The organism is Alkalihalobacillus sp. NPDC127517 (assembly GCF_050276055.1).
GTDB lineage: Bacteria > Bacillota > Bacilli > Bacillales > Bacillaceae_D > Alkalicoccobacillus.
Genome location: NZ_JBNNQX010000003.1, coordinates 160,152 through 181,882, shown reverse-complemented (window position 1 = coordinate 181,882; position 21,731 = coordinate 160,152). Strand labels below are relative to the sequence as shown.

Below are 21,731 nucleotides of genomic sequence, written 5' to 3'. Positions count from 1 at the left end.
TCTGCATGTCTTAAACAGAGTTTGAAGGGAGAGAAGATTGATGAGCGTAGCGATACATGTTGATAAAGTCGTGAAAAAGTACGAGGATCACACGGTAATTAATGGTCTATCCTTAACGATTAAACCAGGAGAGCTATTTACCTTACTTGGCCCATCTGGATGTGGAAAAACGACGTTGCTTCGAATGATCATTGGCTTTAATTCCATTGAGGGTGGAACCATAAAGATCGACGAGCAAGTTGTTAACTCCATACCAGTGAATAAAAGAAAAATGGGGATGGTTTTTCAGAACTATGCAATCTTTCCTCATATGACGGTATCTGAGAATATTGCATTTGGATTAAAAGCACAAAATGGAAATAAAAAAGACATGCAAAGTCGTATTAATGAAATGATGAAGGTTGTACGAATTGAAGATCATCATGCAAAGAAACCTGAAAAGCTTTCTGGAGGTCAGCAGCAACGAGTTGCGCTAGCTAGAGCGCTTGTTATTAATCCTAACGTTTTGTTAATGGATGAACCATTATCAAATCTAGATGCAAAGCTACGAGTAGAGATGCGTAATGCGATAAAGGAAATTCAACAAAAGGTTGGAATTACAACGGTTTATGTAACTCATGATCAAGAAGAGGCGTTGGCGATTTCAGACCGAATTGCAGTCATGAATAAAGGTGTGATCCAACAGATTGGCAAACCAGAGGACATCTACCTTAGACCAAATAATCTCTTTGTCTCGCAATTTATTGGAACGTCCAATGTAATCAAAGGTGTCATCGAGAAGAATCAAGATGGTTGCTTTGTGGTATTTAATGACGGCTATCGTGAAAAAATGGAGAACCTGAGTGATACTGTAGTTGATGGACATCGTGTACTAGCATCCGTTCGACCACAGGAATTTATTGTGACCTCTGATACGAACGCACTTGCTGGGGTAGTGGATAAAACGATATTCTTGGGAATTAATACGCACTATTTTGTTACCTTAAAAACAGGAGAAACGGTTGAGGTTGTTCAAAATATCGAGGATCATGCTCTTATTCCCGAGGGAACACCTGTCAACATAAAGGTAAAACCGAAGCTGATCAATCTATTTGATGAAGTGAGCGAGATGACATTGATTAAGGCAGGTGAGTAACATGCTTCGTAAAAGCCTTAACGGATGGAGCCTCATTACACTTTTTATTATGCTATTCTTTGCACTTTTTATTTTATTCCCTGTCATTCTAGTATTGAATAAAAGTGTATACGATTCGGGTTCAGGGACATTTTCTCTTCAGCACTTCGCTCACTTTTTTGAGCGGAAATTTTATTGGGTCACTCTGTGGAACAGTATTAAGGTAACGGTTGTTAGTACGATACTTGCTGTCATAATTGGTTTACCGCTGGCCTATATTCTAAGACGAGTAAAAATATTTGGGAGTAAAACGATTCAAATCCTTGTTGTTGTTTCGTATATCTCACCGCCATTTATCGGAGCTTATGCCTGGATTCAATTGCTTGGTAGAGGTGGGGTCATAACAAAATTTCTAAATAACACGTTTGATATGAACTATGATGGAATTTATGGGTTTGCTGGAATTGTACTTGTTTTAACCTTACAATCATTCCCTTTAATTTTCATTTATATATCGGGAGCACTTAAAAATTTAGACAACTCTCTGATTGAAGCGGCAGAAAGTCTTGGTTACTCTGGTATCCAACGTGTGATGAGAATCGTTGTGCCACTAATTACACCTACCATCTTAGCTAGTTCATTACTTGTATTTATGAGAGTTATAGCAGATTTTGGTACACCTATGTTAATCGGAGAAGGGTATCGTACAATCCCCGTTTTAATATATACTCAATTTATGAGTGAGGTTGGTGGAGACGCAGGGTTTGCAGCAGCTATAGCAGCGATCTTTATTATCGTGACTATCGCGTTGTTTATGATTCAACGTATCATTGCTAGACAATACTCATATTCTATGTCAGCTCTTAAACCGATGGAGATAAAACGTAGTTATGGACTGAAGAATGTACTTAGTCACGGTGTTGTCTATGTCATTGCTCTCCTCTCCATACTTCCGCAGCTTGTTGTTGTCTACACATCGTTTCTAGAGACAACAGGTGGTCAAGTGTATACGGGTAAGTTCTCACTGCAAAACTATGAAACGATTTTATTTAATCGTGACCTCTCGATGATTTTGAACACGTATACATTAGGTTTTTTTGCGATCGTGATCATTGTAATTGTAGGTATTTTAATCGCCTATTTGACTGTACGAAAGCGAAACCTCATTACATCCATGTTAGACACGATCTCGATGCTGCCATTTGTTATCCCTGGTTCAGTGCTTGGGATTGCACTAGTCTTTGCCTTTAATGATGGTCCCTTTTTCTTAACGGGTACGGCGCTTATTATGATTGTAGCATTTGTCATTCGACGTATGCCTTATACCATTCGCTCAAGTACAGCAATTATTAGCCAAATTAGCCCTAGTATGGAGGAGGCGGCTGTAAGCTTAGGAGCATCTGAGAAAAGAACCTTCTTTAAAGTAATTGTACCGATGATGATGCCTGGAGTGTTGGCAGGTGCGATTATGAGTTGGATTACCATATTAGGTGAATTAAGTGCTTCCATTATTTTGTATTCAAGTAATACACAAACACTAGCTGTTTCAATCTATTCAGAGGTTATTAGAGGGAACTTTGGTAATGCATCCGCTTATTCGGCTATTCTTACCATTACCTCTATCTTGTCATTACTCTTATTCTTTAAGCTATCAGGTAAAAAAGAAATGAATCTATAAACCATAGGGCTACCTTTTAGCAAGGTGGCCCTATTTTTACACAAGCCGTTTAAGTGGAGTTGGCTTCTATGAAACGAAAAAAAATGAAAGATGAAATCATTCGTTCTTTTATTAAATACGCAATCATAATTGTTGCTATTATTCTTGTTATTTATCTATTATCGCTATACCTCATCTTTAAAGCGTCAATTGTGAAGCCAAATCAAGAAGTGAATCAGCAAATAGCTGCGGAAATTGAGTTTGGTTTTAATGAGTATCGAGAGGGTATCGCACAATTTGTTCAGGATGATACAATTAGAAGCTTTCTGACAAAGAAAACTGGGAGTAGCGATGCCAATCAAATTCTGTATGACTTTAGGAATAATCAGCAAATGTTTGCTAACTTCGTTTTACTAGATGCAGACAAAGAAATTGTTGCAACGAGCTACTATGAAGAGACTCATGAAGAGCTGAATCAGAGTGCCTTTCTAAAAGAGTTTGTGGACAAGGCACAGCAGGAAGGTATGATCGAGGAACGCTTAACAAAACAAATGAAGGATATAGATAATGATGCTGCCTATGTATTTGCAGGGGTTGTTGCGGATGAATTTTATCAACCAGCTGGCTACTTATTCTTCCTTCTCGGCAACCAGCTTCCGTCTACAAATAATCATCTTTTATTTATCACGGATCCATATGATAATGTCATCTTCCATAGTCACTCCTTCCCATTCACTGCTCTTGGAAAATTAGAGCTAGAGCAAGGACATTATATACAATCAGCTACAGATTATTTTTATAAAACGCGTTCAACCATTTCAGAAAATCAAATTCAGGTTGTCACACTGACTCCCATAAATGCATATCGGCTATTATTAATATATGGGTTGTTAACAATGATTGTATCAAGTTTAGTCATGATTTTAGTGATTTGGATTGTGACACCAAAAATTTTAACAAAGTCACTAAAGCCTTTTGATGCATTGGTCACAATCATCTCGAACAAGAATCACAATCCTCGTTTTCAGATTGAGCATATGTATGATGAAGTTCAGACGATCTATGAGGAATATATAAGCAGAGTGCATGAAATCAACTCATTGGTGGATCAGAATCAAAAGATTATGGAGAAAACAAAATTAAGTGAAATGAAACATCTTGAAGCAAAATTTAATCCACACTTTCTATTTAACGTACTAGAAATGATTAAGTATGAAATATTATCCGATCCAGAAAATGCGGCTAAGATGATCGTAAAAACCGCAAAGCTCATGCGATACAACATTAATTTTGGGGATACGATGGTTCCCTTAGAAAAAGATTTAACCTATCTTGAAGACTACTTTTCTTTGCAGAAAATGCGTTACGGGGGAAGGTTAACCTATCTGACAAAGGTTGATCCTTCTGTCTACCACGCCCAAATACCAAAGCTAATGATTCAACCACTCATTGAGAATGCAATTAAACATAATATTAATCTTACAAAGCATTTGCATGTTGAACTGATCACGAGTGTCCTAGATGGCGCACACTTACTTATTCAAGTGAGAGACAATGGTTGTGGTATTGAAGTAGATGATCTTTCAACTATTTACAAGATCCTTTCAGAAGAGGTTAAAGAAACGGAGCACACTGGACTAAAAAATACCCATCAACTCATTCAACTACTATACGGGAAAGAATATGGTCTAGAGATAGCTACAAAACGCAAAGAAGGAACCGTTATTACTTTAAGAATTCCATTAAGGGGTGAGGCGATATGTTAAAAGTCGTTTTAGTCGAGGATGAACCGATGATTCTTAAAGGATTACTTTATCGAATGGATTGGTTAAACAGTGGCTGTGTCGTTGCAGGGACGGCTGAAGATGGTGAGGAGGGCTGTGAATTAATTAAAGAAGTCACACCAGACATCGTTATTACTGATATTCGTATGCCATTTAAAGATGGACTTAGCATGCTGAAAGAGACCAAATCAACGTATCAATATGAGGCAATCATTTTATCCGGTTATGGAGAGTTTGCCTACGCGCAACAAGCAATCAGTTTAGGTGTTCGAGATTATCTATTAAAGCCGATTGATCTAGACGAGCTAGCTGCCTCGTTAAAGCAATTATCAAACGATGTTCAAGAAAAAAAAGTGAAGAAACAATCTATGATGATAGAGGAGTTATTGTCTATTAATATGGAATTAGAAGGTGCATCTACCTATGCTGTAGAGGCAGTTCACTTTATTAAAGGATATTATGATCAAAAAATCACTTTATCTATGTTGAGTGAGGAAATCGGACTTTCAACTGTAAGTATTAATACAAAGCTTAAAGAGCTAACAGGCTATAGCTTTAATGAATTTTTAACGAGATATCGTATTACTAAGGCATTGGATAAGCTACAAAATGAACATATGCTTGTATATGAAGTGGCAGAAACCACAGGTTTTAAGGATTACAAGTATTTTAGTCAGGTCTTTAAGAAGTATGTAGGCATGTCTCCAAAACAGTTTCTTCGAGAATCTATGTAGAAAAAATAAATATCTTGACAGGCAATATGTCCTATGATAAAAATAGGTAAGCGATTACAAAACAATAACTTGGATTGTTACTGTTCGGCAGGCAAAACCTAACTTCTTTTATGTGGGGCTCACCATGGGATCCGTACGTATTAGTGTTAGGTTTTTTTTGAACAATCGCGCTCTCTTTTTAAATGAATGGGTAAGTCGAACGAGGTGAAGCAGGTGAAAATCGAGAAGGTATTAAATCATAATGTAGTTATCGCATTTAATGATTGTGGACAAGAGCAAGTCGTCATGGGTAGAGGTTTAGCATTCCAGAAAAAAACAGGTGACATCATTGATTCAACAAAGGTTGAGAAAACGTTTATCCTTGAAAAGGACGGGGTCTCTGATAAGCTTGCTACGCTTTTAGGGGAAACATCGGAGCTATACCTTGCGATAGCGGCCAAGATCCTGGATCATGCGAGGTCACAGTTATCCTATACATTAGACGATTATCTCTATGTCGCCTTAACCGATCATATTAGCTTTGCAATCAGGAGACATAAAGAGAACATTCAATTAAAAAACCCGCTTTTGTGGGAAATCCGTAAGTATTATAAGTCTGAATATCAAGTAGCACTTAAAGCGCTTAAGATCATTAAACGAGATACAGGAGTCGATTTTCCCGAAGATGAAGCAGCATCTATTGCGCTACATCTAGTGAACAGCGCGATGTCAGGTGGAAACTTAGAGATGGCTGTTCAAGTAACGGAACTTGTTAACGATGTATTAAACATTGTGAAGTATCATTACGAAATGGAATTAGATGAGAGTTCCATTAATTACGAGCGATTTATTACACATCTTCGTTTCTTTGCCGTTCGTTATTCACGAATGGAAGAGCAGTACACAAGTGATGAAGATTACTTCTTATATGATCAAATCAAGATAAAATATCCAGAAGCTTTTGTCTGTACACAAAAAATAAAAGCCTATCTTAACAAGAGTTTGAATTGGGACATTTCAAAAGATGAAGAAACGTATTTGATTCTTCATATTCATCGTGTAACCAAACGTCAAACGGATCAAACAATGGATTCATAAATTTAATTATTCTTTATTAGGGTGTTACCTTAAGTGGGCATAACCTGATCTGGCTTAGCAGTGTCTCGTACACTGCGTGCTGGTTCGGGTTTTTTTATACTCAAAACGTTAATTGGGAGGGTATTTACTATGAAATATGAACAATTAGCCAACGAAATTATTGAAAAAGTTGGCGGAAAAGAAAATGTAAATAGCGTTGTACATTGTATCACTCGGTTACGCTTTAAGTTAAAAGATGAGAGCAAAGCTCAAACGGAAGTACTGAAGAATATGGATGGTATTGTCACGGTTATGAAGAGTGGTGGTCAGTATCAGGTTGTAATAGGGAATCATGTACCGGATGTCTATAAAGCTGTAACCACAATTGGCGGTTTTGCAAACGCTTCACAAGTGGATCAAGGAGAGGACGAGCAAGAAGGAGGTAGTTTCTTTAACCGCTTCATCGATATTATCGCTAGTATTTTTACGCCAATTCTAGGTGTACTTGCAGCAACAGGGATGATTAAAGGATTTAATGCATTATTCCTATCAACAGGTGTGCTTAAAGATACAGACGGTACCTACTTGATGCTAGATCTTATAGGTGATTGTTTATTCTACTTCTTCCCAATCTTCTTAGGATACACAGCCATTAAGAAGTTTGGTGGAAATCCATTTCTTGGGTTAGCTATTGGGGCTGCTCTTGTTTATCCTTCTATCGGAGAAATTATGACTGGAGATCCACTCTACACACTTTTTGCAGGAACACCTTTTGAGTCACCTATCTACATGACCTTTTTAGGTATACCAGTTATCTTAATGAGTTATGCTCAATCGGTAATTCCAATTATCTTGGCAGCATTTTTTGCTTCAAGAGTCGAACGTTTCTTTAAGAAAATCATACCAGACGTTGTAAAAATGTTTTTAGTTCCCTTTTCAACTTTATTAATTGTTATTCCGCTTACTCTAATTATCATTGGACCGATTGCTACTTGGGCGAGTCAGCTCTTAGGACAAGCAACGATCTTTGTTTATGACTTAAGTCCAACGATTGCCGGGCTAGTTATTGGTGGATTATGGCAAGTTATTGTTATTTTCGGATTGCATTGGGGTCTTGTTCCAATTGCGCTTAACAACCTTGTTTCTACTGGATCAGATCCTGTATTAGCCATGATCTTTGCTGCATCGTTTGCACAGATTGGAGCCGTGCTTGCTGTTTGGATTCGTACGAAAAATGAAAAGTTAAAAACACTTAGCTTCCCTGCATTTATATCAGGAATCTTTGGAGTTACTGAGCCTGCAATCTATGGTATTACCCTTCCTTTGAAAAAACCATTCTTGTTCAGCTTAGTTGGGGCAGGTATTGGAGGCGCAATCATTGGCTTTAGTGGTGGCGCAGGTTATATGATCGGAGGATTAGGGATATTCCAAGTTCCTTCCTTTATTGGGCCTGAAGGGTTAAATGTAGGTTTCTGGGGGGCAATGGCTTCTATGCCTGTTGCATTCGTAATCGCTTTTGTTCTAACGTACCTATTCGGAGGCGTGAACAAAGCGGCTGAACCGGAGAAGAAAGAAGAAGTGAAACCAACAGTAACCAATGCTTCAAGTGAGATTAAGAAGGATGAGATCTTTGTAAGTCCTTTAACAGGAAAGATTGTTCCACTTGATCAGGTGAAGGATGCAGCCTTTGCATCCGGTGCGTTAGGTGAAGGTGTGGCAGTCGTTCCAGTAGAAGGAAATGTCTATGCTCCAGCATCAGGAGTGATCTCCGTTTTGTTCCCAACCAAACACGCAATCGGGTTAAAAACGGATAGCGGGGCTGAGGTCTTAATTCACATTGGAATGGATACCGTTCAACTACAAGGGGAACATTTCCGTACGTTTGTTCAACAAGGAGACCGCGTAGTTAAAGGTCAACTGCTGGTTGAGTTTGATATTGAAGCGATTAAGAAAGAAGGCTTCTCATTAGATACACCAGTCATCATCACAAACCACAAAGAATACAAGGAAATCCAAGCTACGAAAAGCAATGCTCTTAAAAAGGGCGATGATTTCCTTACACTAATCGCAGATCAAGCAAAATAATAAAGGGAGGGGATCGGTGAGAACCGGTCCTCTTCATACGAGAAAGGGAGTTTCATTCATGACAATGCCATCATTTCCAAAGGGATTTTTGTGGGGTGGGGCGATTGCTGCCAATCAAGTAGAAGGAGCGTACCAAGCAGGGGGAAAAGGTTTAACGATCGTTGACACTCTTCCGACAGGCGATAAGCGTTGGGATATCATGTTTGGAAATGAGCCAGATATCTCTTTAAAAGATGAGCTATACTATCCTTCACATGAAGCGATTGACTTCTATCATCGTTATAAAGAAGATATTGCTCTGTTTGCAGAAATGGGTTTCAAGGCTTTGCGTGTTTCGATTTCATGGGCAAGGATCTTTCCTAATGGAGACGAAGAGGAGCCTAATGAACAAGGTCTTCAATTTTATGATGATTTATTCGATGAATTATTAAAATACGAGATTGAACCTGTTGTGACAATGGCTCACTTTGACGTGCCTGTTCATCTGATCAAGACGTATAAAAGCTGGAGAAATCGAAAACTCGTTGATTTCTTTGAACGATATGCTCGTACCATATTTACTAGATACAAAGATAAAGTAAAGTATTGGATGACATTTAATGAGATTAATATGCTCCTTCACTTACCTTATATAGGTGCTGGACTTATATTTGAAGAAGGAGAAGATCGAACAAAGAGTAAGTACCAGGCAGCTCACCACCAGCTAGTTGCGAGTGCTCTAGCTGTAAAAGCATGTCATGAAATAAGTCCGGATGCCAAAATAGGTTGTATGCTCGCAGCTGGCTCTACGTACGCTTATACAAGCAATCCTGATGATGTATTTGACGCGATGGAAAAAGACCGTGAGTCGTTCTTTTTCATAGATATTCAGTCTAGAGGGGAATACCCAGGATACGCAAAGCGTTATCTTGCAGAGAATGAGATTACGATTGAGATGGAAGATGGAGACCTTGAATTACTTAGAGAGCACACAGTTGATTATATTGGGTTCAGTTATTACTCTAGCAGAACAACAAGTGTAGACCCTGAGATCTTGAAGAACCAAACAGAGGGTAATGTCTTTGGTTCGATTGAGAATCCGTATCTATCCAGCTCAGAGTGGGGATGGACCATTGACCCTAAAGGCTTCAGAATCACAGCTAACCACTTGTATGATCGGTACCAAAAACCATTGTTTGTTGTTGAAAACGGATTAGGTGCTGTTGATGTTCCAGATGCAGATGGGTATGTAGAGGACGATTATCGAATCGATTATATGCGTCAGCATGTTGAAGAAATGGGAGAAGCGATTAAGGATGGGGTTGAGATCATCGGATACACTAGCTGGGGACCTATTGATATTGTCAGTGCCTCAACTGGTGAAATGAAGAAAAGATATGGCTACATCTATGTTGATCGCGATAACGCTGGAGTGGGTAGTTTAAAACGAACGCCTAAGAAAAGCTTTGCATGGTATAAGAAAGTGATTGAGTCAAATGGATCTGATTTAACGTAAGAAAAAGGATTAGAAGCTCCTGCTTCTAATCCTTTTCTTTCTATTTAAAACGATGTTCGGCTTAGTATACGGATGTGCTTAGCTCCACATCGATATTTCCTTTTGTTGCTTTGGAGTAAGGGCAGAAGCTGTGAGCTTGCTCAACTAGTTCTTCTGCTTCTTCAAGAGATACGCCATTCACTGCAACATTTAAGACAACCGCTAGTTTAAAGCCACCTTCTGGATCTTGGCCAATCGATACTTCAGATGTCACTTTTGATTCAATGCGTTTCTTTGATTGTCTAGCAACGGCAGCTAGTGCACTATCGAAGCATGCAGAGTAACCTGCTGCAAATAATTGTTCTGGGTTCGTTGCGCCTTCTTTTTCTTGGCCACCTAGTGATTTAGGCATCGTTAGCGTTAAATCTAGTGTTCCATCGCTGCTTGTTACCTTCCCTTGACGCCCGCCTTCTGCTGTTGCTTTTGCTGTATACAATGATTTCATGATAAAACCCTCCCGATTTGTATTGTGCAAAACTTAATTGCTTAAAACCATCGTAACGCATATAAAAATAATAGTCAACAATTTAATTGTACGCAATTAAATTTTGGAGTTTGATCCTACTATTGTGTATGATAGAAGGAAGCTGAAAGGAGTGTCGATAATGGATAACGAGGCACTAAAACTGGAGAATCAAATCTGCTTTAAGATGTATACAGCAGAGAAAGAAATCATGAAGATGTACCGCACATTATTAGGTGAACTGGATGTCACCTATTCACAATATCTTGTTTTATTAGTTTTATGGGAGAAGAATCTAAGTACTGTAAAAGAATTAGGAGAGAAGCTCTCTTTAGATTCGGGTACGTTAACTCCTATGTTAAAGCGTATGGAGTCACACGGGCTTTTAACTCGCAAGCGCTCGGTAGAAGATGAACGAAGTGTGTTGATTGAGCTTACAGAAGAAGGGGAGGCACTAAAGGAAAAGGCCGAATGTATTCCTTCACAATTGGTTGGAAATCTTTCTTTAGACTTAGAAGATTACAAAAAGCTAGACGAACTTCTTTCTACCTTTCTTAAGCAAGTGAAGGAGAAATAGAAAAAGTATACAGCGGCTAGTCAATTTAGTAAGCTATTGATGAGTACGACACAATGATTAGGAGGGGAATTAGGTTGAAACAATTTAACATTAAAGGAACCGATTTAAATGTGTCCAACATCATTATGGGGAACATGCGGATCAACAGCCTGTCTTTAAAAGAAACAGAAGCATTAATCCGTACGGCTCAAGAAGCTGGTATTAACTTCTTTGATCACGCGGATATATATGGTGGAGGAAGCTGCGAGGAACAATTTGCCCAAGCTATCTCAATGGATAAGAGTGTTCGGGAAAACATGATTATTCAAAGCAAATGTGGGATTAGACACGGTGCTACAGGATATTATGACTTTTCCAAGGAGCATATTCTTACGTCCGTTGATAATATCCTTCAGAGATTACAAACTGATTATCTAGATATTCTTCTACTTCACCGACCGGATCCATTGATGGAGCCTGAGGAAGTGGCAGAGGCCTTTGATCAATTGCACACATCTGAAAAGGTTCGCCACTTTGGTGTATCAAACCATAATCCAATGCAAATAGAGCTCCTCCAAAAAAGCTTGAATCAGAAGCTTGTTGTGAATCAGGTGCAATTCAGTTTAGCTCATACGCCTCTCATTGACTCTGGTGTATCGCTAAACATGAATACAGAGAATGCGGTGAACCGTGACAGTAGTACGTTGGAATATTGTCGTTTAAACGATATTACCTTACAAGCTTGGTCGCCATTCCAAACGGGTTTCTTTGACGGAGTATTTGTAGGAGACCGTGAACGATTCCCGAAATTAAACGATGTCCTAGATCGTCTTGCTGGTAAGTATGATGTGACGCCAACAACGATTGCCGTTGCATGGATTACACGCCACCCAGCTAATATCCAGGTTGTGCTTGGTACAACGAATGCCGGTCGCTTAAGGGAATCAGCTGAGGGATCAGATATTCCATTAACACGCGAAGAGTGGAATGAGATGTATGCTGCAGCAGGTAATATGATTCCATAAAAAAAATCCCCTGAGCCACTTGGCCAGGGGATTTTTATACATCATTCCGCAAACGGACGATATGTATTTCCATCGTAGTCATAAATAAATGTACGAGTGTCAGCATCACCGTTTAAATAAACGTAAACTTTACCATTATTCGTATAAAGCTGTTTGTTTTTAAACCCATTTCCAAGTTCAATGGCTTCGTCAATTTCTCCTGATTCACTATCAATAACAAAGAGGTGATAATCACCGACTGCTGGGATTTCCCCTTTGGCTGCGACAAGATAGATTTTTCCATCTAAGTATAGGTATCTTTCGAGAACGAATCCATCATGGTCGATTCTCCATTGTTCTTCTAGATCAAAGTTCAGGAAAGCGAGTTCTCCTGATTGTTCAATATCTGTGGGCATTAGTATGCCAGTATCCGTTTTCATAGGTTCACGCATACCAGAGTGACTAGCATTAAATGAGGCCTCGTTACGTACTTCTCCTGTCTTAGCATCTAGCTCCTTAAGAATCATCACCCGATCAACAAGTGCGTAATCAGCTACAAAGATAGAGTCTTCATGGACAATCGGATAATGAATTAAGCTCTTGCTATCGGCTAGTGTATAAGGGCGGTCTTGTTCAAATAAGACCTCACCTGTATCCTTATCGAGAATATATAATATAAGGTCGTTTTCATATATAAACCCTTGGTCACTTTCTACGATAGCTGTATTTAAACCACTGGGTAGGGAATTGGTCCAAAGCTCTTCTCCAGTATGAAAGTCAAAGGCGGTTAGTTCTTCATGATTATAAAGGAGAAGGTAGTCATCAAAATAGTGTGGACGTGGTTCATGACCAAGTTCAAAAGGATAGTCTCTAACCACCTCTCCACTATCAAGATCCGTTGCGATGACTCCTTTTGTATTATATGAATATAAAGTGCCATCGATAATCTGTGCTTCCGCTAGATCGTGTATACCGTCTTGCATTCTCCAAATTTCTTCTTGTGTACTCAGATCATATCGATAGATAAAAAAACTTTCTGCTGCAACAACTTCTTCATCTCCCAAAAAAATTCTTGGAGTCATATTGTCCTGTCTTAACGTTCGTGCGACTAGGTTATCATAGTCATCTGAGGTTTTAATCTCTGCTTCAGAAAAGGCAGAGACGATCTCCGCTTTTTGGGGAAAGTGAAAGCCATCATTTTCTTCTTCCGCAATTGCCTCTTCAGTTGTTTCTACTACTTCTTCATCTTTCTCTTTCTCTACTTCTGTTTGTGCTGTCTCTAACGGTTCATTTGTTGATTCTTCCGACGAACAAGCAACAAGAAACAATATTAAAAGGAATGAAGTGGCAAGACTCATGTTTAACATTGTTTTTTTATTTAACAAATCAACCATCCTTTCCACGATCTATAACATCTATTATCATTTTCTACTAATATGGAATAATAATCCATGATCAGAATGACCTAATCTCTTTTCACTCTGAGTGACTAGTAATTTAACATAATTTGGTCATGGAAAAGAAGTAGCGAAAACAAAGTCGCTACTTCTTTCATATATTTAATCCCAACCAAACAACGCCAAAAACCGTTCCCAGATGCTGGGATCATCTTCTTCAGGTTCTTCCTCCGTATCTTCAGGGAGAACAATGCCCTCGGTTTGAATGACAAATTGAACGTTATTAACGAGCTCGTTATTCTCTGCGGAAACAAAGGAGATCGCTTCAAAGTCTGACTTATCGTACTGGGAAATCATTTCATCAATTTCTTCCTGCATTTGCTCTGGAATGTCTGATGTGGCCGTTTCAAGCTCGGTCATTCCTCCACGAATCTCAGAAAGACCGCCAGATAGTTCAGAGGATCCATTTGCTGATTCGCTGATCCCATTATGAAGCTCTTGATACCCACTCGATAGCTGGCTGACTCCGCCCGTATATTCTACTAATCCATTATGGAAGCTGCCGTATTGCGTAGCAAGCTCGTTAATTCCACTCGCAAGCTCTTCAAGACCCTCTCCTAAATCAAGGTCCTGTAAGCCTTCTTGAACGGAGGATGAAAATATATTCATTCCTTCTTCTAGTTGTGATGAAGCTTGGCTCATTTCTTCTAATGCAGGCTGAACCGCTTGAAAGGCTTCATCTACAGCATAGAAGGTTGCACTTGCTTTTTGGGCCGCAGCGTACGTTTCTACAAGTTGATGAACAACCTCTGATTCAGGGTTATCCATGTAGAGCTGCTGGATCTCCTCTTCACTTATTTCAGTAGTGGGAATATCATATATTGCTTCTTTTAGAACGCCATAGGCTTCCTGGTAGTGAGAGTTAAGTTCATCCATTCCTGCGCTGAGCTCAGATAATCCAGTTGCAAACTGATCAAGTGCTCTAAATAGGTCTTCATCGAGTCCAATGTCAATCTCTGTATCGCTTGCAGATAGCCCTTCATTTAATTGGTCTAATCCTGATTGAATGGCACCTGATGCTTCCACTAACGCTGGTCCGCCATTTGCAGATTCATTCACTCCGTCACGATAGCTAGCTGAACCAGTCTCCAGTTGAACAAGCCCAGTCGACAAGGCCTCAATTCCTGATTTTACGTCCCCTAATCCATTATTTAATTCGCCAATTGCTCCTGTTAACGAGTCGAATTCCCCGGTTAATTCTTCTGTATCAGGTGTATCAATCGCAAACGATGAAGGAAGAGCAGAGATTTCAATTCCGCTCATTTCAAAGTTTGAGACATTTGCTCGTAAGGTGTAGGATGCCTCTTCTTCAGGCATGATCGTATAGGCCAACTGCTTATTTTGTCCGGCATTTGCGACAGTTGCTTCGGGTGCATCAATTTGAGTGAAAATGCTACTGTCCAAAGGAATCGAGAGTTGAAGCAGATAATTTTCAAAGAAAGCAGGATCTACCACCTCGTTTTGCGTGACATTAATATGCAGCTCAAAGCTTCCATTATTCCCCACGAGTTCTTCTGCAGAGACTTCGTTCCCATCTAAGACATATGAAATGTCAAAATCCCACGGTAAATTCGTATTCGTTGAAAGGTTCCCCTGGTAATAGAACATACCCTCAGCTGCTTCATATATCTCAACTTGATCCTGATCTAACTGGGTCATTTCAGATAGAGTCGTTAGATTTGTAAGCTTGTCATAGTTACCATAATCAATAACCGATCCTTCTCTTCCTACTTCCAAGGCGTTTACAACATACAGTTCATTAACCGTTCCTCCTTCATCTAGGTTAGCGTAAATGACCTCATCCTTTGAATAGATGGTTCCAGTTGATAAGGAATCCTCTGCATAGGAGATTGTTGTAAACCAAACAGGTTGAATAAGTAAAATAGCTGTTAGAGTAGCCGGGATGACTCGTTTCATTTGTCTTCCTCCTCATAAAAATTTGATCGGTATGTTGTCTTTTTAACGAAGCGATCACAGACGATTAGTAAGGCAGGCAAGAACACGATGACGAGTACAAAGGCTAGTGCAGCACCACGTCCGAGTAAGAGGCCAATCGCTGATACGGTAGGGTTTGTAGAAGTAAACCATAGGATAAACCCAACGCTTGATAATATAGCTGCTGAGATCGTGATTGAAAATAATTTTTCATCTAAGGCTTTTTTCATCGCTTCATAGGCATTCATTTTCGCGCGGTGATGTTTATATGTCTCCATTAAAAGAATGGCGTAATCAATCGTTGCAGCTAATTGCACCGTACTCACAATTAAGTATCCGACAAAGACAAGGGAATCGTTTGTGAAATAAGGAACAGATAAGTTAATCCAAACGGCTGCTTGAATCGTAAGTAATAAGATAATTGGGATTGAAACCGACCGGAATGTCAGCAAAAGCACAACCGCAATTGTAATAATGGTCATGATATTAACGAATTGGTTATCCTTGCTGACTGTCACCTTCATATCATAAAGCGTGACACTTTCTCCTAATGTATAGGCACCCTCCCCGTAATAGGAGTCTGCAAGTTCACGTGTCTGTTCAACCAGCTGAAACGGGATGTCCCCTTCAACACCGGCGTTCGTCATGGCTATGATTCGACTATAGTTGTCGGAACGGAATTCATTTGTGATTGATTCGTCTAAGAAATCGATTGGAATGGCCGAGTCTACAGCAGTGGCATAAGACATGACGGAATCGACATAGGGCAGTTGCTCGAGTTCAAGTGCCAGCTGCTCTTCTTTTGCTATGTCATCATTTGGTACAAGAAGCACAATAGGCGTAGATTGACCAAATGCTTCATCAATGGCTTTAATATCCTGACCTGTTCGCGTATCCTCTGGCAAGTCTCCTAACCCATATGTGAAGGATGTACTGCTTTGAGCTAGGAAGCTCGGAACAAGTAAAATAAAGACTAGAATGAGAGCAGGCATCCGCCATTTCAGTAAGGCTGCTCCAACTCCTTTAAAGCTTGGAACGAGGCTTTTATGCTGTGTTTTTTCGATCCATTTATATCCGTATAACGTTAATGCAGGTAAGAAAATAACAACAGATAAAAAGCTAAAGACAATTCCTTTTACTAGATTCAAACCAAGGTCCGCGCCGACTCCGAAGTCCATCAGCATTAAGGACATGAATCCAAAGAAAGTAGTAAGGGCACTGACAAAGATAACAGGGAATGAAGCTTTCATCGCAATAGCCATCGCTTTTTCCGCTGAATGCCCAAGCTTCAACTCATCAGAGAATCTGTGTAGCAAAAAGACCGCATAGTCCAAAGAAACGGCGAGCTGCAGAATGGGTGCGACAGATTGGGTAACAAAGGAGATTTCACCTAAGAAAATATTCGTGCCTAAGTTAATGAGTATGGAGACACCGATTGCTGTTAAAAAGAAAATCGGTTCTACCCACGAATTGGTTGAAAGAATAAGAATAATGATGATGATTGGAACTAGTAATGCAGCCGCATAAATCGTCTCTGAGCTTGTCATGTTTTGTGAAGTAGCTGTATTCACAGCTTCACCTGCGACAGCGTTGTCCTCGCCAATTAACTCGTAGATGGCATCAGTAGCTTCGACCTCTGCTCCTGTTTCAATTGTTAACGAAATAAGCGCTTGGTCGTCTTTATAATAGGATTCGACCATGGCTGTGTCTGCCATTTCAAGTGGAATTCGGGTATCCATGATGTCATCAAGCCAGGTGACACCGGTTACACCTTTAATTGCTCCAAGCTGTTCTTTGTAGTCGAGCGCTTCTTGAACGGTGACATCACGTATGAGAACATTTGTATTAGGAATAGACGATGTGAATTCCCTTTGCATTTCTTCAAGACCAACACTTGAAGGAGCATCCTCTGGAAGGTAATCAACCATGTTGTAGTTAACGGATACAAAGAATTGAGCAATGATTGCAATGATCGTTAGTGCTGCAAATGACAGCACAACGGACCTTTTGTATTGGATAATTTTATGTATAAGCAATTTTGTCCCCACCTATATTGACATTCTGTATGATTCCATTAAAAGTATATAGACACGGTGTTGGGTAAACAACAAACAGTTGTTTAAGAAGTGTTAAATAATCAACAATCGGTAAGAATATGTTGTATAAGATGAATAAAGGATGTGAACGTTCATTGAACGAGAAAATAGATCGCCGCAAAAGGTATACCCGTCATGCTCTAAAGGAGGCTTTAGTGAAGCTTCTTAAAGTAAAATCAATCTCGTCTATCACGGTAAAAGAACTTTGTGAGATGGCTGATATAAACCGTTCGACCTTCTATGGTCACTATACGGATCCCTACGACCTTCTTGAGAAAATTAGTGAAGAGGTTGTAGACGACATGTACAAAACACTTAATCAATATAACTTCAATGAAGAAGAGGAAGCTCTTCAAATGACAGAGAAGATCCTTGAATATGCGGCTGAGAAAAGTGACTTGTGCCAGGTGCTCTTAAGTGGAAGTGCTGATACAACGTTTAAAAGACAAGTGATGGAATTAACACAACGAATTATTATGAAGGACTTTATGAAGACGATGAACGTACAAGAAGAGATCTCTTCGTATCTTCCATTGCTTGTTCTAAGCGGAAGCATAGATGCGATTGAAAACTGGTTAGTAAATGGTCAACAAGAATCGCCAAAAGAAATGGCACTTCTGATTCATCGATTTACAAACTACGGGTTAATGGGTTTTGTCAGAAATTAAGAAGGGAAGGGATATTCAGGAAGAAGCTGAAGAGAGGGGCTGAGCTCGCTTGAGAAACTATAAGCTAGGTACGCTTGTTTTGGTTATGATCGGTGTTCTGGTTCTTACGGTAGTAGGGCTTGCGATCTATAATTGGTACGATCATGCGAGGGTTCTTTCGTATGAAAAAGTATTAGAGCGGGAATACGGCTCTGACATCCGTTATGATGAAGGAAGAATCTATCTAACTATGACTAGGCTTGAAGGGTATTTATCCTACTCTGGAGATGGAAATCAAGAATTGAGTGAGGCCATCATTTCTGAGCCAGCGAACATGCAACTTCAGAAAACAGACAGATCTACGGGTGGCCTTCAATACATGATAAGTGGCACTCCTGCTAATTTAAGAATTGATGTATGGGAACGCGAAGTAGGTGTAGGTTCGGATATATACAGAGTAGTTGGGGAGGATAATCAGTTATTACAAGCCATTGAAGAGATCAAGGATGACGTAGAGTGGGAGGAACCATGAAGACATTCTATGTTGGTTCAAGCTTTCGTAACATTGAACAAGTACGTTTGGTAGCTCAGACTCTGATAAAAGAAGGCTTCGTACAGTCCTATGATTGGACAGAATGGGAGAACGTACAGTTCGTAGAGGAGCTCATTTCCATAGGAGAGCAAGAGAAAGAAGCTATTATCGGCAGTGACTTTATTATTTTCATCCTTCCATTAGGTAAAAGTAGTCATGTAGAGTTAGGGATTGCCCTAGCATCTCAAAAACCGATCTACCTCTATTCACAAACAGATGATGCATTTACTCCGGGTCAAACGAGTAGCTTCTACCATTTAGAAGGTGTAGATCGTTTTTGTGGTTCTTTAGAGAGCTATCTTATTAATCTTCTGAAAAAATTAGGTCATTCTTCTAAAAAAGACTAGCTTACTAGGACTATTATGCTACATTTAAATAAAATGACTAGTAAAAGAGGCTAGAACGATGAGTTCCCAATTAACCGCCTACATTGCCTTGTTCAGCACATCTGGTGTAATTAACCTTTATTTATGTATGTACGTTTTTTTAAGACGTCACCAGTACACAAACATAGCCTATTATTTTATGCTGTATACAATCACTATTTCGTTATATTGCTTTGGTTCTGCTCTAGGACTAACATCAACCACGTTGAGTGGCTTAAAATTCTGGAACACTATCTTATACTTAGGCATGCCTGCATCCGCTACACTCGGTTTGCTCTTTGCTATGAAATATTTGGGGATGAACATTAAAGCCGCCTGGGCGTTACCACTTCTATCTATCTCTATGATCACGTTTATAATGGTTGCCACTAATGACTTCCATCACCTCCATTATCTTGTCTTTGAAATTGATCCTGTCTTAGGTGCGCCCTTTGTTGTTCAAGAAATTGGTCCGTGGTATATCTTCCATGGCATTATTACGTTCTCCAGTATGTTTGTTGCGTTTCTTCTGATGTTATCAAGGTGGAAGGAAACGGCCAGAGTGTATCGGGCGCAGCTTCTTTTTCTACTAATTGGACAATTTATCCCGATGGTTACGGCTTTCATCTATTTATTAGGGTTAACTCCGCCAGGCATTGATCCTGTACCAATGGTTCTTTGGTTTACGTCCTTGTTATATGTTTGGTCTATTAATACAACAAGAATGTTTGCAGTTGTACCAATTGCCAAGGATGCCATCTTTAATAGTATCAATGATGGAGTTGTTGTGTTAGATGGTACACATCAATTAATAGAATATAATCAGGCTTTTAAAGGCATGTTTCCATCTATTCACCGGTCGATGTACGGCGTGAATTTTAAAGAAGTTTGGAAGGAACTGGTCAATGAACCCTTTCCTCTTACATTAGATTCCAACTCTGTAACAAGTGAAATCAATTTAGACTCATTTCCCATCCCTTATATCTACCAAATACGAATGTTACCATTACAGCATGCAAACAATCAAAAAGGAATGTTACTCATTTTTACTGAAGTAAGTGAATTAAAAAGACTGCAGCGTGAGCTTGAAAATCGTGCGTATCACGATGAACTGACACAGCTATACAATCGACGAGCCTTTTTTGAAAAAGGAGAGTTGGACTTAATTTTAGCAAAAGAAGACGAGCTCTCGTATTCACTGATTCTGTTTGACGTCGATCATTTCAAAAAGGTAAATGATACCTTCGGACACGACGTAGGGGACCTGCTGCTTAAACATGTCGCTGATGTCTGCAAGTCTCAGCTTGAGGAATCTAACTTATTTGCGCGTTATGGTGGTGAGGAATTTGTGATTGGGTTAAAAGAAAAAACAGGAAGGGAAGCGGAGAAAGTGGCCGAGCGCCTTCGCCTGAAGTTAGAATCAACCCCACTTATTCTCTCGGAGCAAGCAGTCACCGTGACCGTGAGTAGTGGTGTTGCCGAAGCACAAGCCCATACAGAAGAAACACTGCATCAACTCCTAAAGAAAAGCGATGAGGCTCTGTATCTTGCGAAAAGGCAAGGACGTAAAAAGGTTCAGATGTATAAGGAGGATGTGGGGTAGGTGTTTGTAAGGTTATATATTCGAAAAACGGGATAAAGTAATAAGAATAGTTATGAGTATGAAGGAGGATTATATCTTGCAATGCCAATCAAACACAGAGCTAGAAGCGCTCGTTGAAGAAGCCAAGCAACAAACTAAACACGGAAAGATCGCTGACTACATACCGGCACTCGCACTTGCAGATGAAGATAAGCTTTCCGTTTCCTTATATTATCCGGACGGTCGCTGTTATTCAGCGGGGGATATCGATGAGAATTTTACATTACAAAGTATCTCAAAGGTACTTTCCCTCGCACTTGCCTTAATGGACCGCGGGGAGGAGTATGTGTTTGATCGCGTCGGGCAGGAACCAACGGGTGACCCGTTTAATTCCATTGCGAAGCTTGAAACAAATAAGCCTTCTAAGCCACTAAATCCAATGATTAATGCAGGAGCGCTCGCGATCACACATATGATTAAAGGGGATTCAGTTGAAGATCGCTTGCAGCGGCTGCTTGCCTTTATCCGGAGGTTGTCGGGAAATAAATCAATCACATATAACCATATCATTGCTCAGTCTGAGCTTGAGACAGGTCATCTTAATCGTTCACTTTGTTATTTTATGAAGCAGCATGGCGTCATTAATGAGCCTGTTGAAGAGTTAATGGATCTGTACACAAAGCAGTGTGCAATTGAAATGAATTGCTTAGATTTAGCCAGAATCGGCTGTGTGCTTGCAATGGACGGGGCAGATCCCGTGTCAGGAGAGCAAATCATACCTTGGGATATTGCTCGCATCTGTAAGACATTTATGGTTACATGCGGAATGTATAATGCATCTGGTGAGTTTGCGATCAAAGTGGGAATCCCCGCAAAAAGTGGTGTCGCAGGTGGCATTATGGGTTCCATTCCGAAAAAATGTGGAATCGCGATCTGTGGTCCATCACTAGATGATAAAGGAAATAGTATTGCTGGGTTACGGCTTCTTGAGATGATGTCGAAGAACTATTCGTTGAGTATGTTTTAAGAGAAAAGGTGAAAGAGGCTGGGACATAACTAAATATTAATTT

The 21,731-nt window shown here is 39.8% G+C and carries 18 protein-coding genes; 14 read left to right on the top strand and 4 right to left on the bottom strand.

Features of this window, described 5'->3' with window-relative positions:
• Nucleotides 1–40: 40 nt before the first annotated feature.
• The 7 genes from ACQKKO_RS05090 (at nt 41) to ACQKKO_RS05060 (ending at nt 9,925) form a co-directional block, all read left to right on the top strand.
• On the top strand, nt 41–1,135 hold the full coding sequence (locus ACQKKO_RS05090; RefSeq protein WP_498644952.1) for an ABC transporter ATP-binding protein: 1,095 nt from the start codon (nt 41–43) through the stop codon (nt 1,133–1,135).
• A gap of 1 nt (nt 1,136) precedes the next feature.
• Nucleotides 1,137–2,792, top strand: coding sequence for an ABC transporter permease (locus tag ACQKKO_RS05085; RefSeq protein ID WP_498644950.1), 1,656 nt, complete (start codon nt 1,137–1,139; stop codon nt 2,790–2,792).
• Between the two features lie 68 nt (nt 2,793–2,860).
• Nucleotides 2,861–4,537 carry a sensor histidine kinase gene (locus ACQKKO_RS05080; protein ID WP_498644948.1) on the top strand — a complete coding sequence of 559 codons (1,677 nt, stop codon included), beginning with the start codon at nt 2,861–2,863 and terminating at the stop codon, nt 4,535–4,537.
• Nucleotides 4,531–5,289, top strand: a complete 759-nt coding sequence (locus tag ACQKKO_RS05075) for a response regulator transcription factor (RefSeq protein WP_498644946.1) — start codon at nt 4,531–4,533, stop codon at nt 5,287–5,289. The genes ACQKKO_RS05080 and ACQKKO_RS05075 overlap by 7 nt, the downstream gene beginning before the upstream one ends.
• A gap of 213 nt (nt 5,290–5,502) precedes the next feature.
• Nucleotides 5,503–6,366 (top strand): BglG family transcription antiterminator LicT, encoded by an 864-nt coding sequence (gene licT, locus ACQKKO_RS05070; RefSeq protein WP_498644944.1) that lies wholly within the window; start codon nt 5,503–5,505, stop codon nt 6,364–6,366.
• A gap of 129 nt (nt 6,367–6,495) precedes the next feature.
• Nucleotides 6,496–8,430 (top strand): beta-glucoside-specific PTS transporter subunit IIABC, encoded by a 1,935-nt coding sequence (locus ACQKKO_RS05065; RefSeq protein WP_498644942.1) that lies wholly within the window; start codon nt 6,496–6,498, stop codon nt 8,428–8,430.
• 58 nt (nt 8,431–8,488) lie between these two features.
• The gene (locus tag ACQKKO_RS05060) at nt 8,489–9,925 is read left to right on the top strand and encodes a 6-phospho-beta-glucosidase (protein ID WP_498644940.1); all 1,437 of its coding nucleotides are present in this window, start codon (nt 8,489–8,491) and stop codon (nt 9,923–9,925) included.
• A 61-nt stretch (nt 9,926–9,986) separates the two neighbouring features.
• Here the strand turns inward: ACQKKO_RS05060 and ACQKKO_RS05055 are convergent, their stop codons facing one another.
• Nucleotides 9,987–10,409 carry an organic hydroperoxide resistance protein gene (locus ACQKKO_RS05055; protein ID WP_498644938.1) on the bottom strand — a complete coding sequence of 141 codons (423 nt, stop codon included), beginning with the start codon at nt 10,407–10,409 and terminating at the stop codon, nt 9,987–9,989.
• Nucleotides 10,410–10,569: 160 nt separating this feature from the next.
• On the opposite strand from ACQKKO_RS05055, the gene ACQKKO_RS05050 reads away from it, so the two are divergent.
• Entirely contained in the window at nt 10,570–11,004 is a 435-nt protein-coding gene (locus ACQKKO_RS05050) for a MarR family winged helix-turn-helix transcriptional regulator (protein ID WP_498644937.1), read from the top strand.
• 74 nt (nt 11,005–11,078) lie between these two features.
• Nucleotides 11,079–12,008, top strand: coding sequence for an aldo/keto reductase (locus tag ACQKKO_RS05045; protein ID WP_498644935.1), 930 nt, complete (start codon nt 11,079–11,081; stop codon nt 12,006–12,008).
• Nucleotides 12,009–12,049: 41 nt separating this feature from the next.
• On the opposite strand, the gene ACQKKO_RS05040 is transcribed toward ACQKKO_RS05045, so the two are convergent.
• From ACQKKO_RS05040 to ACQKKO_RS05030, 3 genes are all read right to left on the bottom strand, one after another.
• Complete coding sequence (locus tag ACQKKO_RS05040) at nt 12,050–13,372, bottom strand: outer membrane protein assembly factor BamB family protein (RefSeq protein ID WP_498644933.1); 1,323 nt, start codon at nt 13,370–13,372, stop codon at nt 12,050–12,052.
• Nucleotides 13,373–13,546: 174 nt separating this feature from the next.
• Complete coding sequence (locus ACQKKO_RS05035) at nt 13,547–15,361, bottom strand: YhgE/Pip domain-containing protein (RefSeq protein WP_498644931.1); 1,815 nt, start codon at nt 15,359–15,361, stop codon at nt 13,547–13,549.
• Entirely contained in the window at nt 15,358–17,307 is a 1,950-nt protein-coding gene (locus ACQKKO_RS05030; protein WP_498645192.1) for an efflux RND transporter permease subunit, read from the bottom strand. The genes ACQKKO_RS05035 and ACQKKO_RS05030 overlap by 4 nt, the downstream gene beginning before the upstream one ends.
• 323 nt (nt 17,308–17,630) lie before the next feature.
• Here ACQKKO_RS05030 and ACQKKO_RS05025 point away from each other — a divergent pair, with 323 nt between their 5' ends.
• The 5 genes from ACQKKO_RS05025 to glsA all read left to right on the top strand — a co-directional run bounded on the left by ACQKKO_RS05025 (nt 17,631) and on the right by glsA (nt 21,688).
• Entirely contained in the window at nt 17,631–18,143 is a 513-nt protein-coding gene (locus ACQKKO_RS05025; protein ID WP_498644929.1) for a TetR/AcrR family transcriptional regulator, read from the top strand.
• A 49-nt stretch (nt 18,144–18,192) separates the two neighbouring features.
• Nucleotides 18,193–18,654: a hypothetical protein gene (locus ACQKKO_RS05020; RefSeq protein WP_498644927.1), complete on the top strand. Its 462-nt coding sequence runs from the start codon at nt 18,193–18,195 to the stop codon at nt 18,652–18,654.
• The gene (locus ACQKKO_RS05015; RefSeq protein WP_498644925.1) at nt 18,651–19,061 is read left to right on the top strand and encodes a group-specific protein; all 411 of its coding nucleotides are present in this window, start codon (nt 18,651–18,653) and stop codon (nt 19,059–19,061) included. The genes ACQKKO_RS05020 and ACQKKO_RS05015 overlap by 4 nt, the downstream gene beginning before the upstream one ends.
• A gap of 58 nt (nt 19,062–19,119) precedes the next feature.
• On the top strand, nt 19,120–20,682 hold the full coding sequence (locus ACQKKO_RS05010) for a histidine kinase N-terminal 7TM domain-containing diguanylate cyclase (protein ID WP_498644923.1): 1,563 nt from the start codon (nt 19,120–19,122) through the stop codon (nt 20,680–20,682).
• A gap of 76 nt (nt 20,683–20,758) precedes the next feature.
• Complete coding sequence (gene glsA / locus ACQKKO_RS05005; protein WP_498644921.1) at nt 20,759–21,688, top strand: glutaminase A; 930 nt, start codon at nt 20,759–20,761, stop codon at nt 21,686–21,688.
• The last annotated feature ends 43 nt before the right edge of the window (nt 21,689–21,731 follow it).